The organism is Pseudomonas congelans (genome assembly GCF_900103225.1).
Classification (GTDB): Bacteria; Pseudomonadota; Gammaproteobacteria; order Pseudomonadales; family Pseudomonadaceae; genus Aquipseudomonas; species Aquipseudomonas congelans.
On the sequence record NZ_FNJH01000003.1, the window covers coordinates 606172 to 622238 of the forward strand.

Here is a 16067-nt window from a genome sequence, read left to right on the forward strand (position 1 = left end):
GTCGCCTTGGATCAGCGCGAACAACAGGCTCGGCTGTCTTCATGGCCGCTAACCTCTGGTGGTAGATAGTCGCTGGGTGCTCGTCAAATTAACAGCGTCGAAAGAATGCTGTTTTAAGCGCAGACGATAAAAAATAAGTTGAACGCATTGAATGCGTTAATGTCACCGAAAACTGTCCTTTTGAAGGTGCATTCAACGATTAAAAGATACAAGGTCATTCAAATCATCGGGTTATAAAGCGTTACTGAGGCATTGCCGCCGCTTGCAGCTCATTTGACACTCCCGCGTTTCTTTGCAACTATTCAATTGCCCGATTTATTTTGTAACGCATTGTCACTTTTTTTAGGTTGATAAAAGCGCTGTCTTAAGAAGGGCGGTAGCATGACGCCTCCTTCTTGTCAGGCCGAACTTCAGGCCTTTGTCCGTTGGACCTAGTGTAACTTTTTGTGAATAACACCCTCTCCGCGCATGGCGTCTCCTCAGTGCCGTGAATGAGTGCGTGTGTATTCTGCTGCATATGTTTCGCCCCGAATCGTGCATGGACGCTGGTTCGCTTTATCAGCCAGGTATTCGATCATCCAGAACTTCTGGAATGCACCAACGTATGAAAATGACGATGGAGCATCATTATGTTTGATAACTGTATGGAAACAGCCTGCGGTTGCGTGGTGGGCGGTGCCGGGCTGGCAGGCATGGGATTTTTGTTCAACGCCCTGAAGAGCGGCGCGATGCCCGGGCTTGCTGCGAAACGACTGATTGTCATTGATGCAAGTGACCAGCCCGGCGCAGGTGCGCTGGGCGACTATCGGATCACTGCCAACTCGGTAGGCGATGTATTCATCGATTGCCTTCGCGATCCGGCATTGCGCGAGGTGTTCGAACCCCTGGAAAACTCCGCAGCCTACTGGCGCATCAAGGCGCAGGCACAGAGCGCGCCGCAACTGTCGGATGTGGGCCTGCTCATGGCCGAGGCAGCCAGGCTGGTGCTGGACCACATCGTGCAACGTTATGGCGTAGAGGTCTGGCCCGGTACCCGCATCGATGAGGTCATTTGCGGGGACGACGAGTTTTGCCTGCACGTTGACAGTGTGTACGGCAAAAGACGCGTGCGCTGCCGGGCGCTGGTACTCAATCTCGGCGGGCGCCAGGATCCACACCACCTGATCGATGATCTTGCCCGACAAGGTCTGGCGCTGGCGGACCACTGCACTGTCCAGAGCGCCGACCGCTTGCTGCGCATGAACGCGGTGCAGTTACGCGAAGTATTTGGCCCGGCTTTGGCCGATAACGGGCGCATAACCATCGTCGGGGGATCGCACAGTGCGTTCTCGACACTGGAAAATCTGGCGGATGCACTGGAGTTTGCCGGCCTGCAGGAACTGACACTTGTTCATCGAAGCAGCATCAGGCTGTTTTACGAAAGTGAAGAACTGGCTCACGCTGCCGGTTACATATTCGACCCGCAGCATGATGTCTGCCCGGTTTCCGGTCGGGTCAACCGTTCCGGTGGCTTGCGTTACCGTGCGCTGGAGATCGGCCGCGAAGCGCTGCAAAGCGGTCGCGTAGGCAAAACCGGTGTGCGTGTGCAGATGTTGCAGACACTGGGCGGACGACCCGATGAACATGAGCAGGCCCGACTCGCCCTGGCCGACTCCACTGTGGTCGTGCAGTGCTCGGGCTATCAACCCGTGTTGCCGAGACTGAGGGATGCCGAGGGTGACCTCGTCAGCCTTCGCGAAACCAAAGGTGGTCTCGACTCGGACGCTGGCGGTTGTCCGCTTGATCAGCATGGTCGTCGACTGAAGGGCCTGTATCTCTTCGGTCTGGGCGCGGGACTGGGCGTTGACCCGCTATTGGGCAGTGAACCGGCCTTCGACGGCCGCATATACGGCGTCTGGCAGTTTCACCACGATGCCAGCCGAGCGGTGCTTGAAGCGGTCACGCGCAGACTCTCTCATCAGCCTGTAGCTGCCGAGACGTGCGTTTCGGAAGGGTTCATGCAGGCAACGTTCCGCCTTCAGGCCGGGTAAGCAGGTGTTGCAGCGAAGCGCAGAACGGCGGCCATAAAAAACGGCGTCCCAGGGACGCCGTACGGCCGGTCTGCCAATGAACGGCAAATCAGCATTGAATAAGGGGGTAATGCGGGAATTATTGTGGGTCCTGGTTGGGAGCCAGTTCTGCCTGGATACGTTTGTAGATTTCTTCACGATGCACTGAAACGTTTTTGGGTGCATTGATGCCCAGGCGGACTTGAAGCCCTTGAACGCCAAGAATCGTGACGGTGATCTCGTCACCGATGTTTATGCTTTCGCCTACTTTGCGAGTGAGTATCAACATAATCTTTTCCTTGATGGCCTCTTGAAAACGCCTCTCTCAAGAGGCTGGCGTTTGCCTTTGCGTGGTGATTGTTGCCGAGTGCATCCAAATGCATCCGTCTTATGACGTCGCACAGGTCAATTAAATTCCCTCGGTTCATTTTCTTGTCATCGAGATTTGCATCCCGGGTACGACGAGTGCGCCAATTCTGCCCGTTTCGACGTGAAAATGCCCGTATTTACTGGCGTCATATAAAAAGTAACGTGAACCGCTGCACCGTTCCGGGTCGTCATCGTCTCAGTCGACGGTGCCGCTCAAGCAATTTCGAGATGAGTACAAGCGTAGGCACGACTTCACCAGATTGCCCGGGCTTTCTGAAAATACAAATGAAAGTGGTGAACGAGGGTGTAGGAAGAGGCTGCGGATCAACGTCGTGTCCACGCTGATGCGGGGTATTGGGGGGGGGGGGCTGGGAAGGGGATGCACAACTGTGAAGCGAGGAGGCCTTCGCGGGTTTCAGCACCCGCGAAGGTTCGTCCGGGGTTTAAACCGCCATTGACAAGAGCAGGATGAAAATCAGGCCGACCACCGAGAGGATGGTCTCCATCACCGTCCAGGTCTTGAAGGTCTCGGCAACGGTCATGTTGAAGTATTGCTTCACCAGCCAGAACCCGGCGTCATTGACATGCGAGAGGATCAGCGAGCCGGCACCGGTTGCCAGCACCAGCAGCTCGCGATTGACGCCTGGAATCAGACCGACCACCGGCGCTACGATGCCGGCGCCGGTAATGGTTGCCACAGTCGCCGAACCGGTTGCGACGCGGATCACCGCCGCTACCAGCCAGGCCAGCATGATCGGATTGATCTGCGCCTGCACAGCCATGTGCCCGATAACATCACCCACGCCGCTGGCCACCAGCATCTGCTTGAAGCCACCGCCTGCGCCCACAATCAGCACGATTGCCGCCACCGGAGCCAGACTCTGGTCCAGCAACTTCATGATTTTGCTGCGATCAAAGCCGCGCGCGGCACCAAAGGTGTAGAACGCCAGCAAAAGCGCTGCAAGCAGGGCGGTGATCGGGTGACCGATCAGGTCCATCCAGATGCGGAACATGTTGTTTTCCGGCAACACCACGTCGGCAAAGGTCTTGAGCAGCATCAGGAAGACCGGCAGCAGGATGGTCACCAGCGTGATACCGAAGCCTGGCAGATTTTCAGTGCTCGACTCCTTGGCGATCTGATCCATCAGCTCCTTGGACGGTGTGCCAGGGATGCTTTTGGAAATCCAGTTACCGAAGATCGGGCCAGCGATGATGGCCGTCGGCAGCGCAACGATCAGTCCGTAGAAAATGGTTTTGCCGATATCAGCGCCGAAGATGCCGATGGCCAGCAGCGGACCCGGATGCGGCGGAACCAGGCCGTGTACGGCTGACAGGCCAGCCAGCAGCGGAATGCCGATCTTGACGATGGGCACGCCGGTGCGCCGCGCGACGATAAACACCAGCGGGATCAGCAGGACAAAACCGATCTCGAAGAACAGCGGGATGCCCACCAGGAAGGCAGCGAACATCATTGCCCAGTGCACTTTCTGTTTGCCGAAGGTGCGTATCAGCGTTTGCGCAATCTGATCCGCGCCGCCCGAGTCGGCCATCAGCTTGCCGAGCATGGTGCCCAGGCCAAGGATAATACCGACGAAGCCCAGCACGCCGCCGAAGCCGTCCTGGAAGGATTTCATGACTTTTTCGACCGGCATTCCCGAGGTCAGGCCAAGAAAGCCTGCCGCCAGGGTGAGCGCGACGAAAGGGTGCACCTTGAAGGTGGTGATCAGCAGCACCAGGCCGACGATGGTCACCAACGCATCGACGAGCAGGAACGTCTCATGGGTCATACCGAACATGGGGTGTCTCTCCGGTTTATTGTTTTAAGGAACTGTAAACAGCGCCGAATTCAATCGTGTGTGCGCAAGACAGCGCTGTCTTTTGCACTCACGCCTTTATCAGGCGTGAGAGCCTTTCCACCATGCTGCGGCTTGTTTGCCGATGACATCGATAGGCTGGGACGCGTCCACGATCAATGTCAGCGGTTCGCCATAGGGCGGTTCGAGGGTCGCGAACTGGCTGTCCACCAGGCTGGCGGGCATGAAGTGTCCAGGCCGGTGCGAGCAACGTTCGGCGGCGAGTTCCTTGCTGAGTTCCAGGAAAACAAAACCCAGGCCAGGCACCGCATCACGCAGGCGCTGGCGATAGATGAGCTTGAGCGACGAGCAGGTCAGCACCGGGTGTTCACCCTTGGCGAGGGCGGCAGCCATCTCTTCGCCCAGGCGGGTCAGCCAGCCGGCACGGTCTTCGTCGTTGAGGGGGGTTCCGGCGCTCATCTTTTCGATATTGGCCGGTGGATGGAACGCGTCGCCTTCGATCAGGCGGCCGCCGCTGTTCAGGGCAATCTCGGCACCCACGGCGCTTTTGCCGCAGCCAGACACGCCCATCACCACAAGGGCGGAAATAGCAGTATTCGCAGTTGTCACAGTAGGCACCTCATCTGGAGACAGCGCTGTCTTTGTCCGGTGGACGTGAGTCTCAGCCCGGGCTGTTCCAGTTATTTGTCGTTGTTTTGGGCTCATCAATAAGCATGGGAGGCTGTTCTCCGCGGCGACCCGAACCGGGTGACCCCTATGAAACCAGCGATAAAGCATTGTCACGTTCCATGAGACAGCGCTACCTTATGGGGCATTCGACACATTTGGCAACCCCTATGTTAGTTGGCAACGCATGATACGTATTGGTTCCCGCTCTACCGGTCGCCCGACGCTGAATGAAGTGGCGAAGCTGGCGGCCGTCTCTCCGATCACTGCCTCGCGTGCGTTGCGCGGCATCGCCACAGTGGCGCCTGAACTGGTCGAAAAGGTCCGTGCTGCGGCGCAGAGCCTGGGGTATGTGGCCAACCCGGCGGCCAGGGCGCTGGCCTCTTCCTGCAGTCAGACCGTCGTGGTGCTGGTGCCTTCGCTGTCCAACCAGTTGTTCATCGAGACGCTGGAAGCCATTCAGGATGTGTTGCGCGTGCGTGGCCTGGACGTGGTCATCGGCAACTACCATTACTCGCCTGAAGAGGAAGAGAAGCTGCTGCGCAACCATCTGGTCAATCGCCCGCGCGGTATTTTGCTGACCGGTTTCGACCACACGGCAGCGTCCCGCCATATGCTTGAAACCAGTGGCATACCGTGCGTACACATGATGGAGCTCGACACCCGTCTGGGCGCCTATTGCGTAGGCTTCTCGCAACAACAGGCCGGTGCCGAAGCCGCGCGTCACCTGCTAGGGCGTGGCCGCCGTCGGCTGGCGTATATGGCCGCCCAGCTCGATCCCCGCGTACTGCAACGTGGCGCCGGGTTCCGTCGCGTGCTGGAAGACGCGGGGCTGTTCGACCCGGCGCTGCAGGTCTCGACACACCAGTCCTCCTCGATCGGTCTGGGCGGAGAGTTGTTTGCGCGCCTGCTTGACCAGCATCCGGATGTCGACGGGGTATTTTTCTGTAACGACGATCTGGCGCAGGGCGCTGCGCTGGAGGCCTTGCGGCTGGGCGTCGCGATTCCCGAACGGGTCTCTCTGGTGGGCTTCAACGACCTGCCGGGGTCCGCGCACATGGTGCCGCGCCTGACCTCGATCCGCACGCCCAGGGAAGCAGTGGGGCAGCGCGCTGCTCAGGTATTGCTGGGCCTGCTGGACGGGGTGATCCAGCACCCGCGGGTGGATCTCGGGTTTGAGCTGGTGGTGCGGGAAAGCTCTTGAGGACTTTTTCCGGCCAACCCTGGCGAGCCTTCCCCAGATAATTGCGCTGACCAATGGTAAGGGGCTCTGCGGGCTCCCTGCCTCCGGGCTGGAGTGCCCGACCGCGCTGTCTGCGCCGCCGTCGATACCCTCATTTGAACGGTTCCGGTACATTTCGACTGTTATTTCTGACAGTACCCATCCCCCCGTGTTGAGTATTCAATGACCCTACGTTTTTGGCTCGGAGCGGCATAAGTGTCTTGGCCGCATCGTTGGATGACGGGGATATATCTTCTTATCTATTCCCCGTTCTGGCGGTCTTACAAGACCTATTGAAGGGTGAGAGAAATGCAAAAAAAAGCATCTCAGAACGTTAGAGCCTTGACGCATATCGCCGACCCCGTCGGTTCAGGTGCTCCCCTGGACATCGCGTGGCTGACCGGGATCATCCCGCTGGGCTTTGTACCCGCAGAGATCGCTATCAGTCCTGATGAAACCACGTTGTATGTCGCTCATGAAAGTGGTCGCGAAGTCAGTGTGGTCGACATCGCCAGTGCCAGCGTGACGGGCGCCATCAAGCGAGCTGGGGCAGGCGCGATTACCCTGAGCCCTGACGGCAAAAGGCTTTACACCATCGGCCAGAAAAGGTGCTACGTGGTCGATACGCGCATGCGCGAAGTGATCAGGATACTCCCGGCAGCCAACGTCAACAGGATCCTGTGCAGTGCCGATGGACGTTTTATCTGCCTGTCCTTTCAGAATGCGCTCGGCGGGTTGATTCGCCTCATCGAGACCGAGAATTACACGGTCGAAAACGAGTTCGATCTGGGCGCCCTGACCAACGCATCGCTGGCCCTCGGGATCAGCCCGTTGAACGACAGGTTTTACGCGACCATGCTGGTTGACCGGAACGCGCCTACCGATGTTCTTGCGATCAGCAAAGTCGACTACCTGCAACATGATATTCCCGGGTTTTCCGACCCGCGTTCGATGGTTTTCAGTTCCGATGGCGCCTGGCTGTATGTCGGCGGCATCGACGAGGTCTACATTATCGATGCCGCGACCAATAAAACCTTCTATCGGGAAAGGATCGGCACGCAGGGCTACCCGGTGAAAGTCGTCGGAGTGACGCCGGATGACCGTTATGTCTACGCGATCTATACCTGCAATTACGACGTCTACCGGATCGACACCGTGAAGGGGATCGCAACCTGTATCGCTTACTTTCCGTCGGTAGGTGGTGCAGTACTCAACAAGACCGGCACGTATATCTATTCCACCCATCCGGACATGAGCTGGATTTCGATCTACCGGCTATGAATACGCCTGCAGTTGCCTGGTTTTCGTGTTGCCAGCCGGGTCGACCGTCAGTCGGCGTCGAGCGCTGCGACACCGGCTTTGGCGACCTGGGCATCCTGTTCGGCCTTCACGCCTGAAACCCCCAACGCACCGATTACCTGCCCGTCGACAATGACCGGCACACCGCCTTCCAGCGAAGTCAGCAGTGGAGCACTCAGGAATGAAGTGCGCCCGCCATTGACCATCTCTTCGTAACCCTTGGATTCACGTTTGCCGAGTGCCGAGGTGCGTGCCTTTTCAATCGCGATGTAGCTGCTGATCGGTGCGGCGTCGTCCAGCCTCTCGAATGCCAGCAGATGGCCGCCGTCATCAACGACGGCGATGGACACGGCCCAGCCATTGGCATGCGCCTCTTCACGTGCAGCACCGAGCATCAGGCTGACTTCGGTCTGGGTCAGGACGGCTTTGATCTTCATGGGACTCTCCGGAGCAGTGATTATTGAATAGGGATTCAGTGTGATTCAGGCGTGCCAAGTGCCGCGTCGATCAGTTCGATCCAGTGCCGCACCGGCGTTCGACCGGCGCTGGCCAGATGGGCCTGACAGCCGATATTGGCGGTGGCAATCACCTGCGGTTTGCCGCTTTCCAGCGCGTTCATGCGCTTGTCGCGCAACTGGCGGGCGATGGCAGGCTGAGTGATGGAGTAGGTGCCTGCAGAGCCGCAGCATAGATGACCGTCCGGCACTGCGGTCAGATTGAAGCCTAGACGAGTCAGGACGCGCTCGACTTCGCCGCCGAGTTTTTGCGCGTGCTGCAGCGTACACGGGCAGTGAAACGCCAGGCGCTGGTCGGCCTTGATGCCGAGGGTTTCCAGCGGTTCGTCGCGCAGCAGTTCGACCAGGTCCTTTGTTCGCGCGCTGATCTGCTCGGCTTTGTCGGCATAGGCTGGATCATGGCGCAGCAGGTGGCCGTAGTCCTTGACGAACGCTCCGCAGCCACTGGCCGTCTGGATCAGGCTTTCGGCACCGCTCTGCAGCGCGGGCCACCACGCATCGATGTTGCGCCGTGCCCGGTCCAGCCCGGCCTCCTGTGCATTGAGGTGGTAATCCACGGCACCGCAGCAGCCGGCTTGGCTGACCGCCGTAATGCCGATGCCCAGACGATCCAGCACCCGCGCCGTGGCGCTGTTGGTGTTGGGCGACAGGCCCGGCTGAACGCAACCTTCCAGCAGCAGCACCTGGCGCGCATGACCGGTGTGCGGGCGAAGTCCGGCAGGATGGACAGTCGCCGGCAGCTTGGTAGCCAGGGTCTGTGGCAGCAACGGCCTGAACTTCAAGCCCATGCCGGCCAGGGATTTGAACAGCCCGGGATTGGGGATGACCCGACGCAAGCCTTCACGCAGCATGCGTTCCGCGAGTGGCCGCGGGACCAGGGCGTCAACCGCGGCGCGGCCGATGTCCAGCAGGTTGTGGTAATCCACGCCGGACGGGCAGGTGGTCTCGCAGTTGCGACAGCTCAGGCAGCGGTCCAGATGCAGACGGGTTTTCTCGGTGACCGGCTGACCTTCGAGCACCTGTTTGATCAGGTAGATCCTGCCGCGTGGACCGTCCAGCTCGTCACCCAGCAATTGATAGGTCGGACACGTGGCATTACAGAAGCCGCAATGCACACAGCTGCGCAGGATACGTTCGGCTTCTGCGGCGCGCGGCAGGGTTCTGGCGTGTTCACTCAATGTGGTCTGCATGTTTCAAAGCTCCGCGTACAGTCGGCCGGGGTTGAAAACCCCCTGCGGGTCGAGTCGGGTCTTGAGTGCCTGATGGTAACGCAGCACGGGTGCGGCCAACGGCTCGAAGGGGCTGTCGACGAAGCCCTGGCTGTAGCAGGTCGCATGGCCGCCAACCGCTTTAGTGATCGCTCGAATGGTTTGTCCATCAGCATCCGACTTGAGCCAGCGTTGCGCGCCACCCCAGTCGATCAACTGCTGGCCCGGCAGCTCCGGCAGGCGGCTGTCGGCAGGTACACAGAGCCGCCACAGGGGCCGCGGGTCGTGGAAGAAGGGCAGGCGATGCGCATTCAACTGTTGCCAGTACACGCCATCGAGTAGCTCGCCGCCGAGCCGGTCCCGGGCTGCTGCCACTGAACCTTCGCCGCCTTCCAGGCGCAGGCGCAATACGTGGCCATCATGGCTGGCCGCGCTGATCGGTATCGGTTGCTGACCCCATTCTGCGAGGCGGGCCAGGGCATGCGCGCAGTCCATTTCCAACGCGATGCTGCTGCACAGACGTGGTTTGGGCAGCACCTTGAGCGACACCTCGGTCAGCAGCCCCAGGCAGCCGAAACTGCCTGCCATCAGGCGCGAAACGTCGTAGCCTGCGACGTTCTTCATGACTTCTCCGCCGAATCGCAGGTGCTTGCCAAGACCGGTGATGACGCGTGTGCCGAGCACGAAATCACGCACCGAGCCGCTCCATGGGCGGCGCGGCCCCGAGAGGCCCGCAGCGACCATGCCTCCGAGCGTTGCAGCGCCGAAGTCGGGCGGTTCGCAAGGCAGCATCTGGCCTGCGCCATCCAGCGTGTGCATCAGCTCGCTCAGTGGCGTGCCGGCGCGCGCAGTGATCACCAGTTCTGTCGGGTCATAACTGACAATGCCACGGTGCCCGCGGGTATCGAGTAGCTCGCCAGCGGTTTCACGACCGAGCGAAGCCTTGCTGTTGCCGCCCTGAATACGCAACGGCGTGTTGTCGCGCAGCGCCTGAGCGACCCGCTCGAGCATTGCCTGGCTTACGTCCTTGTCCACCGTGCTCATCAGAAACGCTCCAGGTTGGGGAACGGCAATTGCCCGGCGTGAATGTGCATGGCGCCAAATTCCGCGCAGCGATGCAGGGTCGGGATGTTCTTGCCGGGATTGAGCAGGCCGCTGGCGTCGAATGCCGCCTTGATGGCATGGAAGAAGGTCAGCTCGTCGCTATTGAACTGCGCGCACATCTGATTGATCTTCTCGCGACCGACACCGTGCTCGCCGGTAATGCTGCCGCCGACCTTGACGCACAGCTCGAGGATTTTGCCGCCCAATGCTTCGGCGCGCTCCAGCTCCCCCGATTGATTGGCATCGAACAGGATCAGCGGGTGCATGTTGCCATCGCCCGCATGAAACACGTTGGCGACGCGCAAGCCGTATTGCTCGGATAGCTCCTTTATGCTGCGCAACACGCCCGGTAACTCACGGCGCGGAATGGTCCCGTCCATGCAGTAGTAGTCCGGTGACAGGCGACCCACGGCCGGGAAGGCGTTCTTGCGCCCGGCCCAGAAGCGGACCCGCTCGGCCTCGTCCTTGGCCTGGCGCACTTCGGTAGCGCCGGCCAGTGTCAATACCTCGCTGACCCGTTCGCAGTCGGCGTGCACGTCTGCTTCGACGCCGTCCAGTTCACAGAGCAGGATGGCTTGGGCATCGACCGGGTAGCCTGCGTGAATGAAATCCTCGGCAGCACGAATCGCCAGATTGTCCATCATCTCCAGCCCGCCGGGGATGATGCCTGCGGCAATGATATCGGCCACTGCGCGTCCGGCCTTTTCCACTGAATCGAACGCCGCCAGCAGCACCTTGGCCACCTGCGGCCTGGGCAACAGCTTGACCGTGACTTCGGTAATCACGCCGAGCATGCCTTCAGAGCCGGTAAACAGTGCCAGCAGGTCGAAGCCCGGTGAGTCCAGCGTGTCGCTGCCCAGCGTCATGGGCTCGCCTTCCACCGTCAGGATTTCGACCTTGAGCAGGTTATGCACGGTCAGCCCGTATTTGAGGCAATGCACGCCGCCGGCATTTTCCGCCACATTGCCGCCGATGGAACATGCGATTTGCGAGGACGGGTCCGGCGCGTAATACAGGCCGTGGGGCGCTGCCGCCTGGGAGATGGCCAGGTTGCGCACGCCGGGCTGAACCCGCGCCAGGCGCGCTGAATGGTCGATATCGAGGATCTGGTTGAAGCGTGCCATGACCAGCAGCACGCCTTTTTCCAGCGGCAACGCGCCACCCGATAGTCCTGTGCCGGCCCCGCGAGCGACTACCGGTACGCGACGTGCGTGGCACAGCCTGAGCAGCGTCTGTACTTCTTCCACATGACGTGGCAATGCCACCAGCATCGGTGTGGTGCGATACGCCGACAACCCGTCGCACTCGTAAGGCCGCAGCTCTTCGGGGCGATGCAGGATGTCCAGGTCGGGCAACTGCCGTTGCAGCGCCTGCAACAGTTGTTGCTTGTCGACGGCGGGCAGCACGCCGTCGATGCGTTCGTCGTACAGAATATTCATCGAGCCACCCTGGGTTGTTTTTATCGGGTTAATGCATCCTAGCTCATTCGCTACGAAGCTTGAGTTGACAGCGAAGGTCTGATCACGCAATTTACGCATTACGTAATGTGGTTACGAAAATAACAAGACCGCACCCATGCGTCAGGCAGGCGACTTCCGTGGACCTATTCACTTATTACCGCTCGACCTCCAGTTACCGTGTGCGCATTGCGCTGGCCCTCAAAGGGCTGGATTACACTGCGATTCCGGTCAACCTGTCGCGCGAGGGTGGCGCGCAGCACACAGCTGATTACAAGGACTTGAACCCGCAGGGCAGGGTGCCTGCACTGCGGCTGGACGATGGAGTGATCATCACTCAGTCGCTGGCGATCATCGAATACCTGGAGGAGCGTTATCCGCAGCCTGCGTTACTGGCGCAGGAGGCTGTGATGCGGGCTCGACAGCGTGCCGTATCGGCGCTTATCGGCTGTGACATCCAGCCCTTGCACAACCTTTCGGTGCTCGACCGGTTGCGTACTCTCGGTCACGACGAGGATGCTGTCCTGGTCTGGATCAGGCACTGGATCGGCGAAGGGCTGCAGGCTGTCGAGCAGTTGATCGGGGACCACGATTTCTGTTTTGGCGCGAGCCCGGGTCTCGCGGATATTTACCTGTTACCCCAGTTGTACGCAGCACATCGTTACCACGTCGACCTGACTGCATTTGCGCGCATTCAGCGGGTCGAGCATCTGGCCCTGCAGCACCCGGCCTTTCAGCAGGCACATCCTGATGCACAATCGGACAAGCCGGAGTAGGCTGCCCTCATGAAGATTCTTGGTCTGCAACTGATATTTGGTGATTTTCTCGCACGCAGTGTGCGAGGCATCCCGTGCGCGCCGCCCGCAGGACAGTGATTGCCAGGGTTACCCACTCTCACTTTCCTGCAAGGAGCCAGTCATGGCTGATCTCTACGAAAACCCGATGGGCCTGATGGGCTTTGAATTCATCGAATTCGCATCACCGACGCCCAACAGCCTTGAGCCCGTGTTTCAGATGATGGGCTTCACTAAAGTCGCGACCCACCGCTCCAAGGACGTATCCCTGTATCGTCAGGGTGCGATCAACCTGATCCTCAATAACGAGCCGCACAGCCTGGCATCATACTTTGCCGCCGAGCATGGTCCTTCGGTATGCGGCATGGCGTTCCGCGTGAAAGATGCGCAGAAGGCCTATAACCGCGCACTTGAACTGGGTGCACAACCGCTGGAAATCGCTACCGGGCCCATGGAGTTGCGCCTGCCTGCGATCAAGGGCATAGGTGGCGCGCCGTTGTACCTGATCGATCGCTTCGGCGAGGGCACGTCGATCTACGACATCGATTTCAACTTCATCGAAGGCGTGGACCGCCACCCGGTCGGTGCCGGTCTGAAATTCATCGATCATCTGACCCACAACGTGTATCGCGGGCGCATGGCGTATTGGGCCGGCTTCTATGAAAAGCTGTTCAATTTTCGCGAGCTGCGTTACTTCGATATCAAGGGGGAATACACCGGCCTGACCTCCAAAGCCATGACCGCGCCGGACGGCATGATCCGCATTCCGCTCAACGAAGAATCGTCCAAGGGTGCAGGCCAGATTGAAGAGTTCCTGATGCAGTTCAATGGCGAAGGCATTCAGCATGTGGCGTTCTTTACCGATGACCTGATCAAGACCTGGGACGCGCTGAAAGCAACCGGCATGCGCTTCATGACTGCGCCGCCGGATACCTACTACGAGATGCTTCAAGATCGTCTGCCCGATCACGGTGAGCCGGAGGCCGAGCTCAAGTCACGTGGCATTCTGCTCGATGGCTCTTCCGAAGGGGGCGAGCGTCGCCTGCTGTTGCAGATATTCTCCGCTACGCTGATGGGGCCGGTGTTCTTCGAATTCATTCAGCGCAAGGGCGATGACGGGTTTGGCGAGGGCAACTTCAAGGCACTGTTCGAATCCATCGAACGCGACCAGATCCAGCGTGGTGTACTGACGCCGGATTGAGTCATCACCGGAAGCGTCCGTCTTGCCCTACCAGACGAGCCTGCTCGGGCTCGTTCTGGGTCATTTATGCTTGAGCATGTCAGCTTGCCGATTGTGAGACGGGATATAGCGCTCGGTGAATGCATGAGCCGGCATGGGGCGACCGTACAGATAGCCTTGGCCTTCGTCGCACACATAGTGGCGCATCAGACTTTCCTGCTCAGGGGTTTCTATGCCTTCTGCCGTGACTTGAAGATTGAAGCCGTTCGCCAGCCTGACAACGGCCTCGATGATGACTTCGTCTTTTTTGCTGCGCTCCACGCCACTTACAAATGAGCGGTCAATTTTCAGCCGTGTCACCGGATAGTCTTTCAGCAGGCTCAGGGACGCATAGCCTGTACCGAAATCATCGAACGCAATGCCCACACCCAGTGAGCGAAGGTGGCGCAGCGGTTCCATAATGCGCTGTTCGTTCCGCAGGATGATGTTTTCCGTGATCTCCAGCTCGAGTGAGTGTGCCGGCAGGGAAAAGTCTTCAAGCGCACTTTCGACCATTTCGGCAAAGTCACGCATGCGAAACTGCGCGGCGAACAGGTTGACGCCGATGCGGAATTCGTCACAGCCGGTATTTCGCCATTGAGCTGCCTGCTCACAGGCTGAACGCAGTATCCATTCGCCCACCGGCACCGCAAGAAGACCGGCTTCCAGTGCAGGTAGAAAAACTGCCGGGGACACGACACCCAGCGTCGGATGGTTCCAGCGTATGAGGGCTTCGGCTCCAGTGATACGACCATCCGCAAGTCGTACCTGAGGTTGGTAGTACAGCTCGAACTCTTTGTTGGCCCATGCCTGACGCATCGATGAGCTGAGTGCCCCTCTTCTTGAAGCGGTCTGTCGATGCTCGGAGGTGAAGGTGCGGACCAGGGAGCGTCCGTCAGACTTGGCCTGGTAGAGCGCCAGATCCGCATTACCGAGCATTTGCTCTTCGTCGTAGTCAGAGCCACACCTTACGGAGACGCCGATGCTGGCGCCGATATAGACTGAATTGTCTTCAAATTCTATCGGCTCCTCGATGACGGCGATGAGCGCCAGGCCCAGCTTAATCGCCTTTTCAGGATCTGCCGTATCTGAAAGGAACACGACAAATTCATCGCCGCCCAGACGCGAGACCATATGACAGGCCGGTACGTGTTCGCGAAGTCGGTGAGAGGTCACCTTGAGCACAAAATCACCTGCAGCGTGGCCCAACGTGTCGTTGACGTCCTTGAAGCCGTCCAGGTCGATCAGCAGGATGGCTGCTGACAACTGCGCGTCGCACGCCTCCTTGATCCGTCTCTTGAGGGTCGATCGATTGGCAAGGCCGGTGAGATGGTCGTATTCGGCCGCATGCTTGAGCAATTTGTCCGCCTCGACACGCTGGGTGATGTCACGAATGATCGCCCCGAATTGTGGCTCGCCGGCGTACATCCATTGTGAGAGCGAGAGCTCGATGGGGATGGTATGACCGTCGCGATGAATGGCCGTCAGGTTGATGGATTTACCGATGATGGAGGTCGGGCCGCCTGCAGCCACCCTCGACAAACCTGCGTGATGCCTGGAGCGCATCTCGGGCGGAATAATGATGTCGAGAGGCTTTCCCATCGCATCTTCGGCTCGATGCCCGAAAATAAGCTCGGCCGAGTTATTCCATGAGGTGATCCGGTTTTTGCTGTCCGAGCAGATGATCGCGTCGGGTGAAGTCGACGTGATACTCATGAAGCGGGTGTGGTTGTCTTCATTCTCGAGCTCGAGCCGACGCAACTCCATTTTTTCGATGACCATGATCGCCAGGTCCTGAAGAACCCGCTGATCCCTCTCCGAGAAGGTTTCTCGAGGTTTATCGTCAATCAGGCACAGGCTGCCCAGCACATGGCCGCTGGCGGTTATCAGCGGCGCGCCTGCATAAAAGCGAATATAGGGAGCGCCTGTAACCAGGGCGTTTGAGCTGAACCGCTCATCCTGCAAGGCATCAGGTACCAGAAAAACGTTACGGCCCATGAGCGCAAAATTACAGAATGAGACGTCGCGGCCCGTTTCGCAGACATCGAGGCCAACGCGCGCCTTGAAGAATTGTCGGTCGCGATGAACCAGAGAAATCAGAACAATAGGCACATCGAAAATCCGCGATGCCATTTGCACGATCTGATCGTATTCGTGCTCAGGTGGGGTATCCATCAACGAAAAAGCATTCAACATGCGAATACGTTCTTCGTCATCATCGCCGACCGGGTAAGTATTCATTTGAGGCCATCGCTGGAAGCTGATCGCATCTGAAGCACGAAGCGATCGACGGGCAACGTCGCTTTGTCGGCACCGGTGTAGGTACCCTGCCAGCATGCGCTTGCGCCACGC

13 protein-coding genes are annotated in these 16067 nt (G+C 59.2%); 5 read left to right on the forward strand and 8 right to left on the reverse strand.

Annotated elements, in window-relative coordinates; all coding sequences use genetic code 11:
• Positions 1 to 629 precede the first annotated feature (629 nt).
• A complete protein-coding gene (locus BLR20_RS14145; protein ID WP_054992831.1) occupies positions 630 to 2030 on the forward strand; it encodes a pyridine nucleotide-disulfide oxidoreductase in 1401 nt (466 codons plus the stop codon).
• Positions 2031 to 2148: 118 nt separating this feature from the next.
• Here the strand turns inward: BLR20_RS14145 and csrA are convergent, their stop codons facing one another.
• The 3 genes from csrA to BLR20_RS14160 all read right to left on the reverse strand — a co-directional run bounded on the left by csrA (position 2149) and on the right by BLR20_RS14160 (position 4801).
• Positions 2149 to 2337, reverse strand: a complete 189-nt coding sequence (gene csrA / locus BLR20_RS14150) for a carbon storage regulator CsrA (protein WP_002554157.1) — start codon at positions 2335 to 2337, stop codon at positions 2149 to 2151.
• A gap of 523 nt (positions 2338 to 2860) precedes the next feature.
• Positions 2861 to 4213, reverse strand: coding sequence for a GntP family permease (locus BLR20_RS14155; RefSeq protein ID WP_010436493.1), 1353 nt, complete (start codon positions 4211 to 4213; stop codon positions 2861 to 2863).
• Positions 4214 to 4312: 99 nt separating this feature from the next.
• The gene (locus tag BLR20_RS14160) at positions 4313 to 4801 is read right to left on the reverse strand and encodes a gluconokinase (RefSeq protein WP_024638672.1); all 489 of its coding nucleotides are present in this window, start codon (positions 4799 to 4801) and stop codon (positions 4313 to 4315) included.
• 283 nt (positions 4802 to 5084) lie between these two features.
• Between BLR20_RS14160 and gntR the strand changes: the two genes are divergently transcribed.
• Complete coding sequence (gntR, locus tag BLR20_RS14165) at positions 5085 to 6101, forward strand: HTH-type transcriptional regulator GntR (protein WP_054993083.1); 1017 nt, start codon at positions 5085 to 5087, stop codon at positions 6099 to 6101.
• Between the two features lie 327 nt (positions 6102 to 6428).
• Entirely contained in the window at positions 6429 to 7400 is a 972-nt protein-coding gene (locus BLR20_RS14170; RefSeq protein ID WP_054993082.1) for a YncE family protein, read from the forward strand.
• A gap of 47 nt (positions 7401 to 7447) precedes the next feature.
• Here the strand turns inward: BLR20_RS14170 and BLR20_RS14175 are convergent, their stop codons facing one another.
• The 4 genes from BLR20_RS14175 to glcD are packed head-to-tail and all read right to left on the reverse strand — an operon-like array spanning position 7448 to position 11684.
• Complete coding sequence (locus tag BLR20_RS14175; protein ID WP_054993081.1) at positions 7448 to 7855, reverse strand: heme-binding protein; 408 nt, start codon at positions 7853 to 7855, stop codon at positions 7448 to 7450.
• A 35-nt stretch (positions 7856 to 7890) separates the two neighbouring features.
• Positions 7891 to 9123, reverse strand: a complete 1233-nt coding sequence (glcF, locus tag BLR20_RS14180; protein ID WP_054993080.1) for a glycolate oxidase subunit GlcF — start codon at positions 9121 to 9123, stop codon at positions 7891 to 7893.
• Positions 9124 to 9126: 3 nt separating this feature from the next.
• Positions 9127 to 10185: a glycolate oxidase subunit GlcE gene (gene glcE, locus BLR20_RS14185; RefSeq protein WP_054993079.1), complete on the reverse strand. Its 1059-nt coding sequence runs from the start codon at positions 10183 to 10185 to the stop codon at positions 9127 to 9129.
• A complete protein-coding gene (gene glcD / locus BLR20_RS14190; protein WP_054993078.1) occupies positions 10185 to 11684 on the reverse strand; it encodes a glycolate oxidase subunit GlcD in 1500 nt (499 codons plus the stop codon). The genes glcE and glcD overlap by 1 nt, the downstream gene beginning before the upstream one ends.
• A gap of 158 nt (positions 11685 to 11842) precedes the next feature.
• Between glcD and maiA the strand changes: the two genes are divergently transcribed.
• Both maiA and hppD read left to right on the forward strand, forming a co-directional pair.
• Positions 11843 to 12478, forward strand: a complete 636-nt coding sequence (gene maiA, locus BLR20_RS14195; protein WP_054993077.1) for a maleylacetoacetate isomerase — start codon at positions 11843 to 11845, stop codon at positions 12476 to 12478.
• Between the two features lie 142 nt (positions 12479 to 12620).
• The gene (gene hppD, locus BLR20_RS14200; protein ID WP_054993076.1) at positions 12621 to 13697 is read left to right on the forward strand and encodes a 4-hydroxyphenylpyruvate dioxygenase; all 1077 of its coding nucleotides are present in this window, start codon (positions 12621 to 12623) and stop codon (positions 13695 to 13697) included.
• A 60-nt stretch (positions 13698 to 13757) separates the two neighbouring features.
• Here hppD and BLR20_RS14205 read toward each other — a convergent pair whose 3' ends face one another.
• Positions 13758 to 15956 (reverse strand): putative bifunctional diguanylate cyclase/phosphodiesterase, encoded by a 2199-nt coding sequence (locus BLR20_RS14205; RefSeq protein ID WP_032611645.1) that lies wholly within the window; start codon positions 15954 to 15956, stop codon positions 13758 to 13760.
• Positions 15957 to 16067 lie beyond the last annotated feature (111 nt).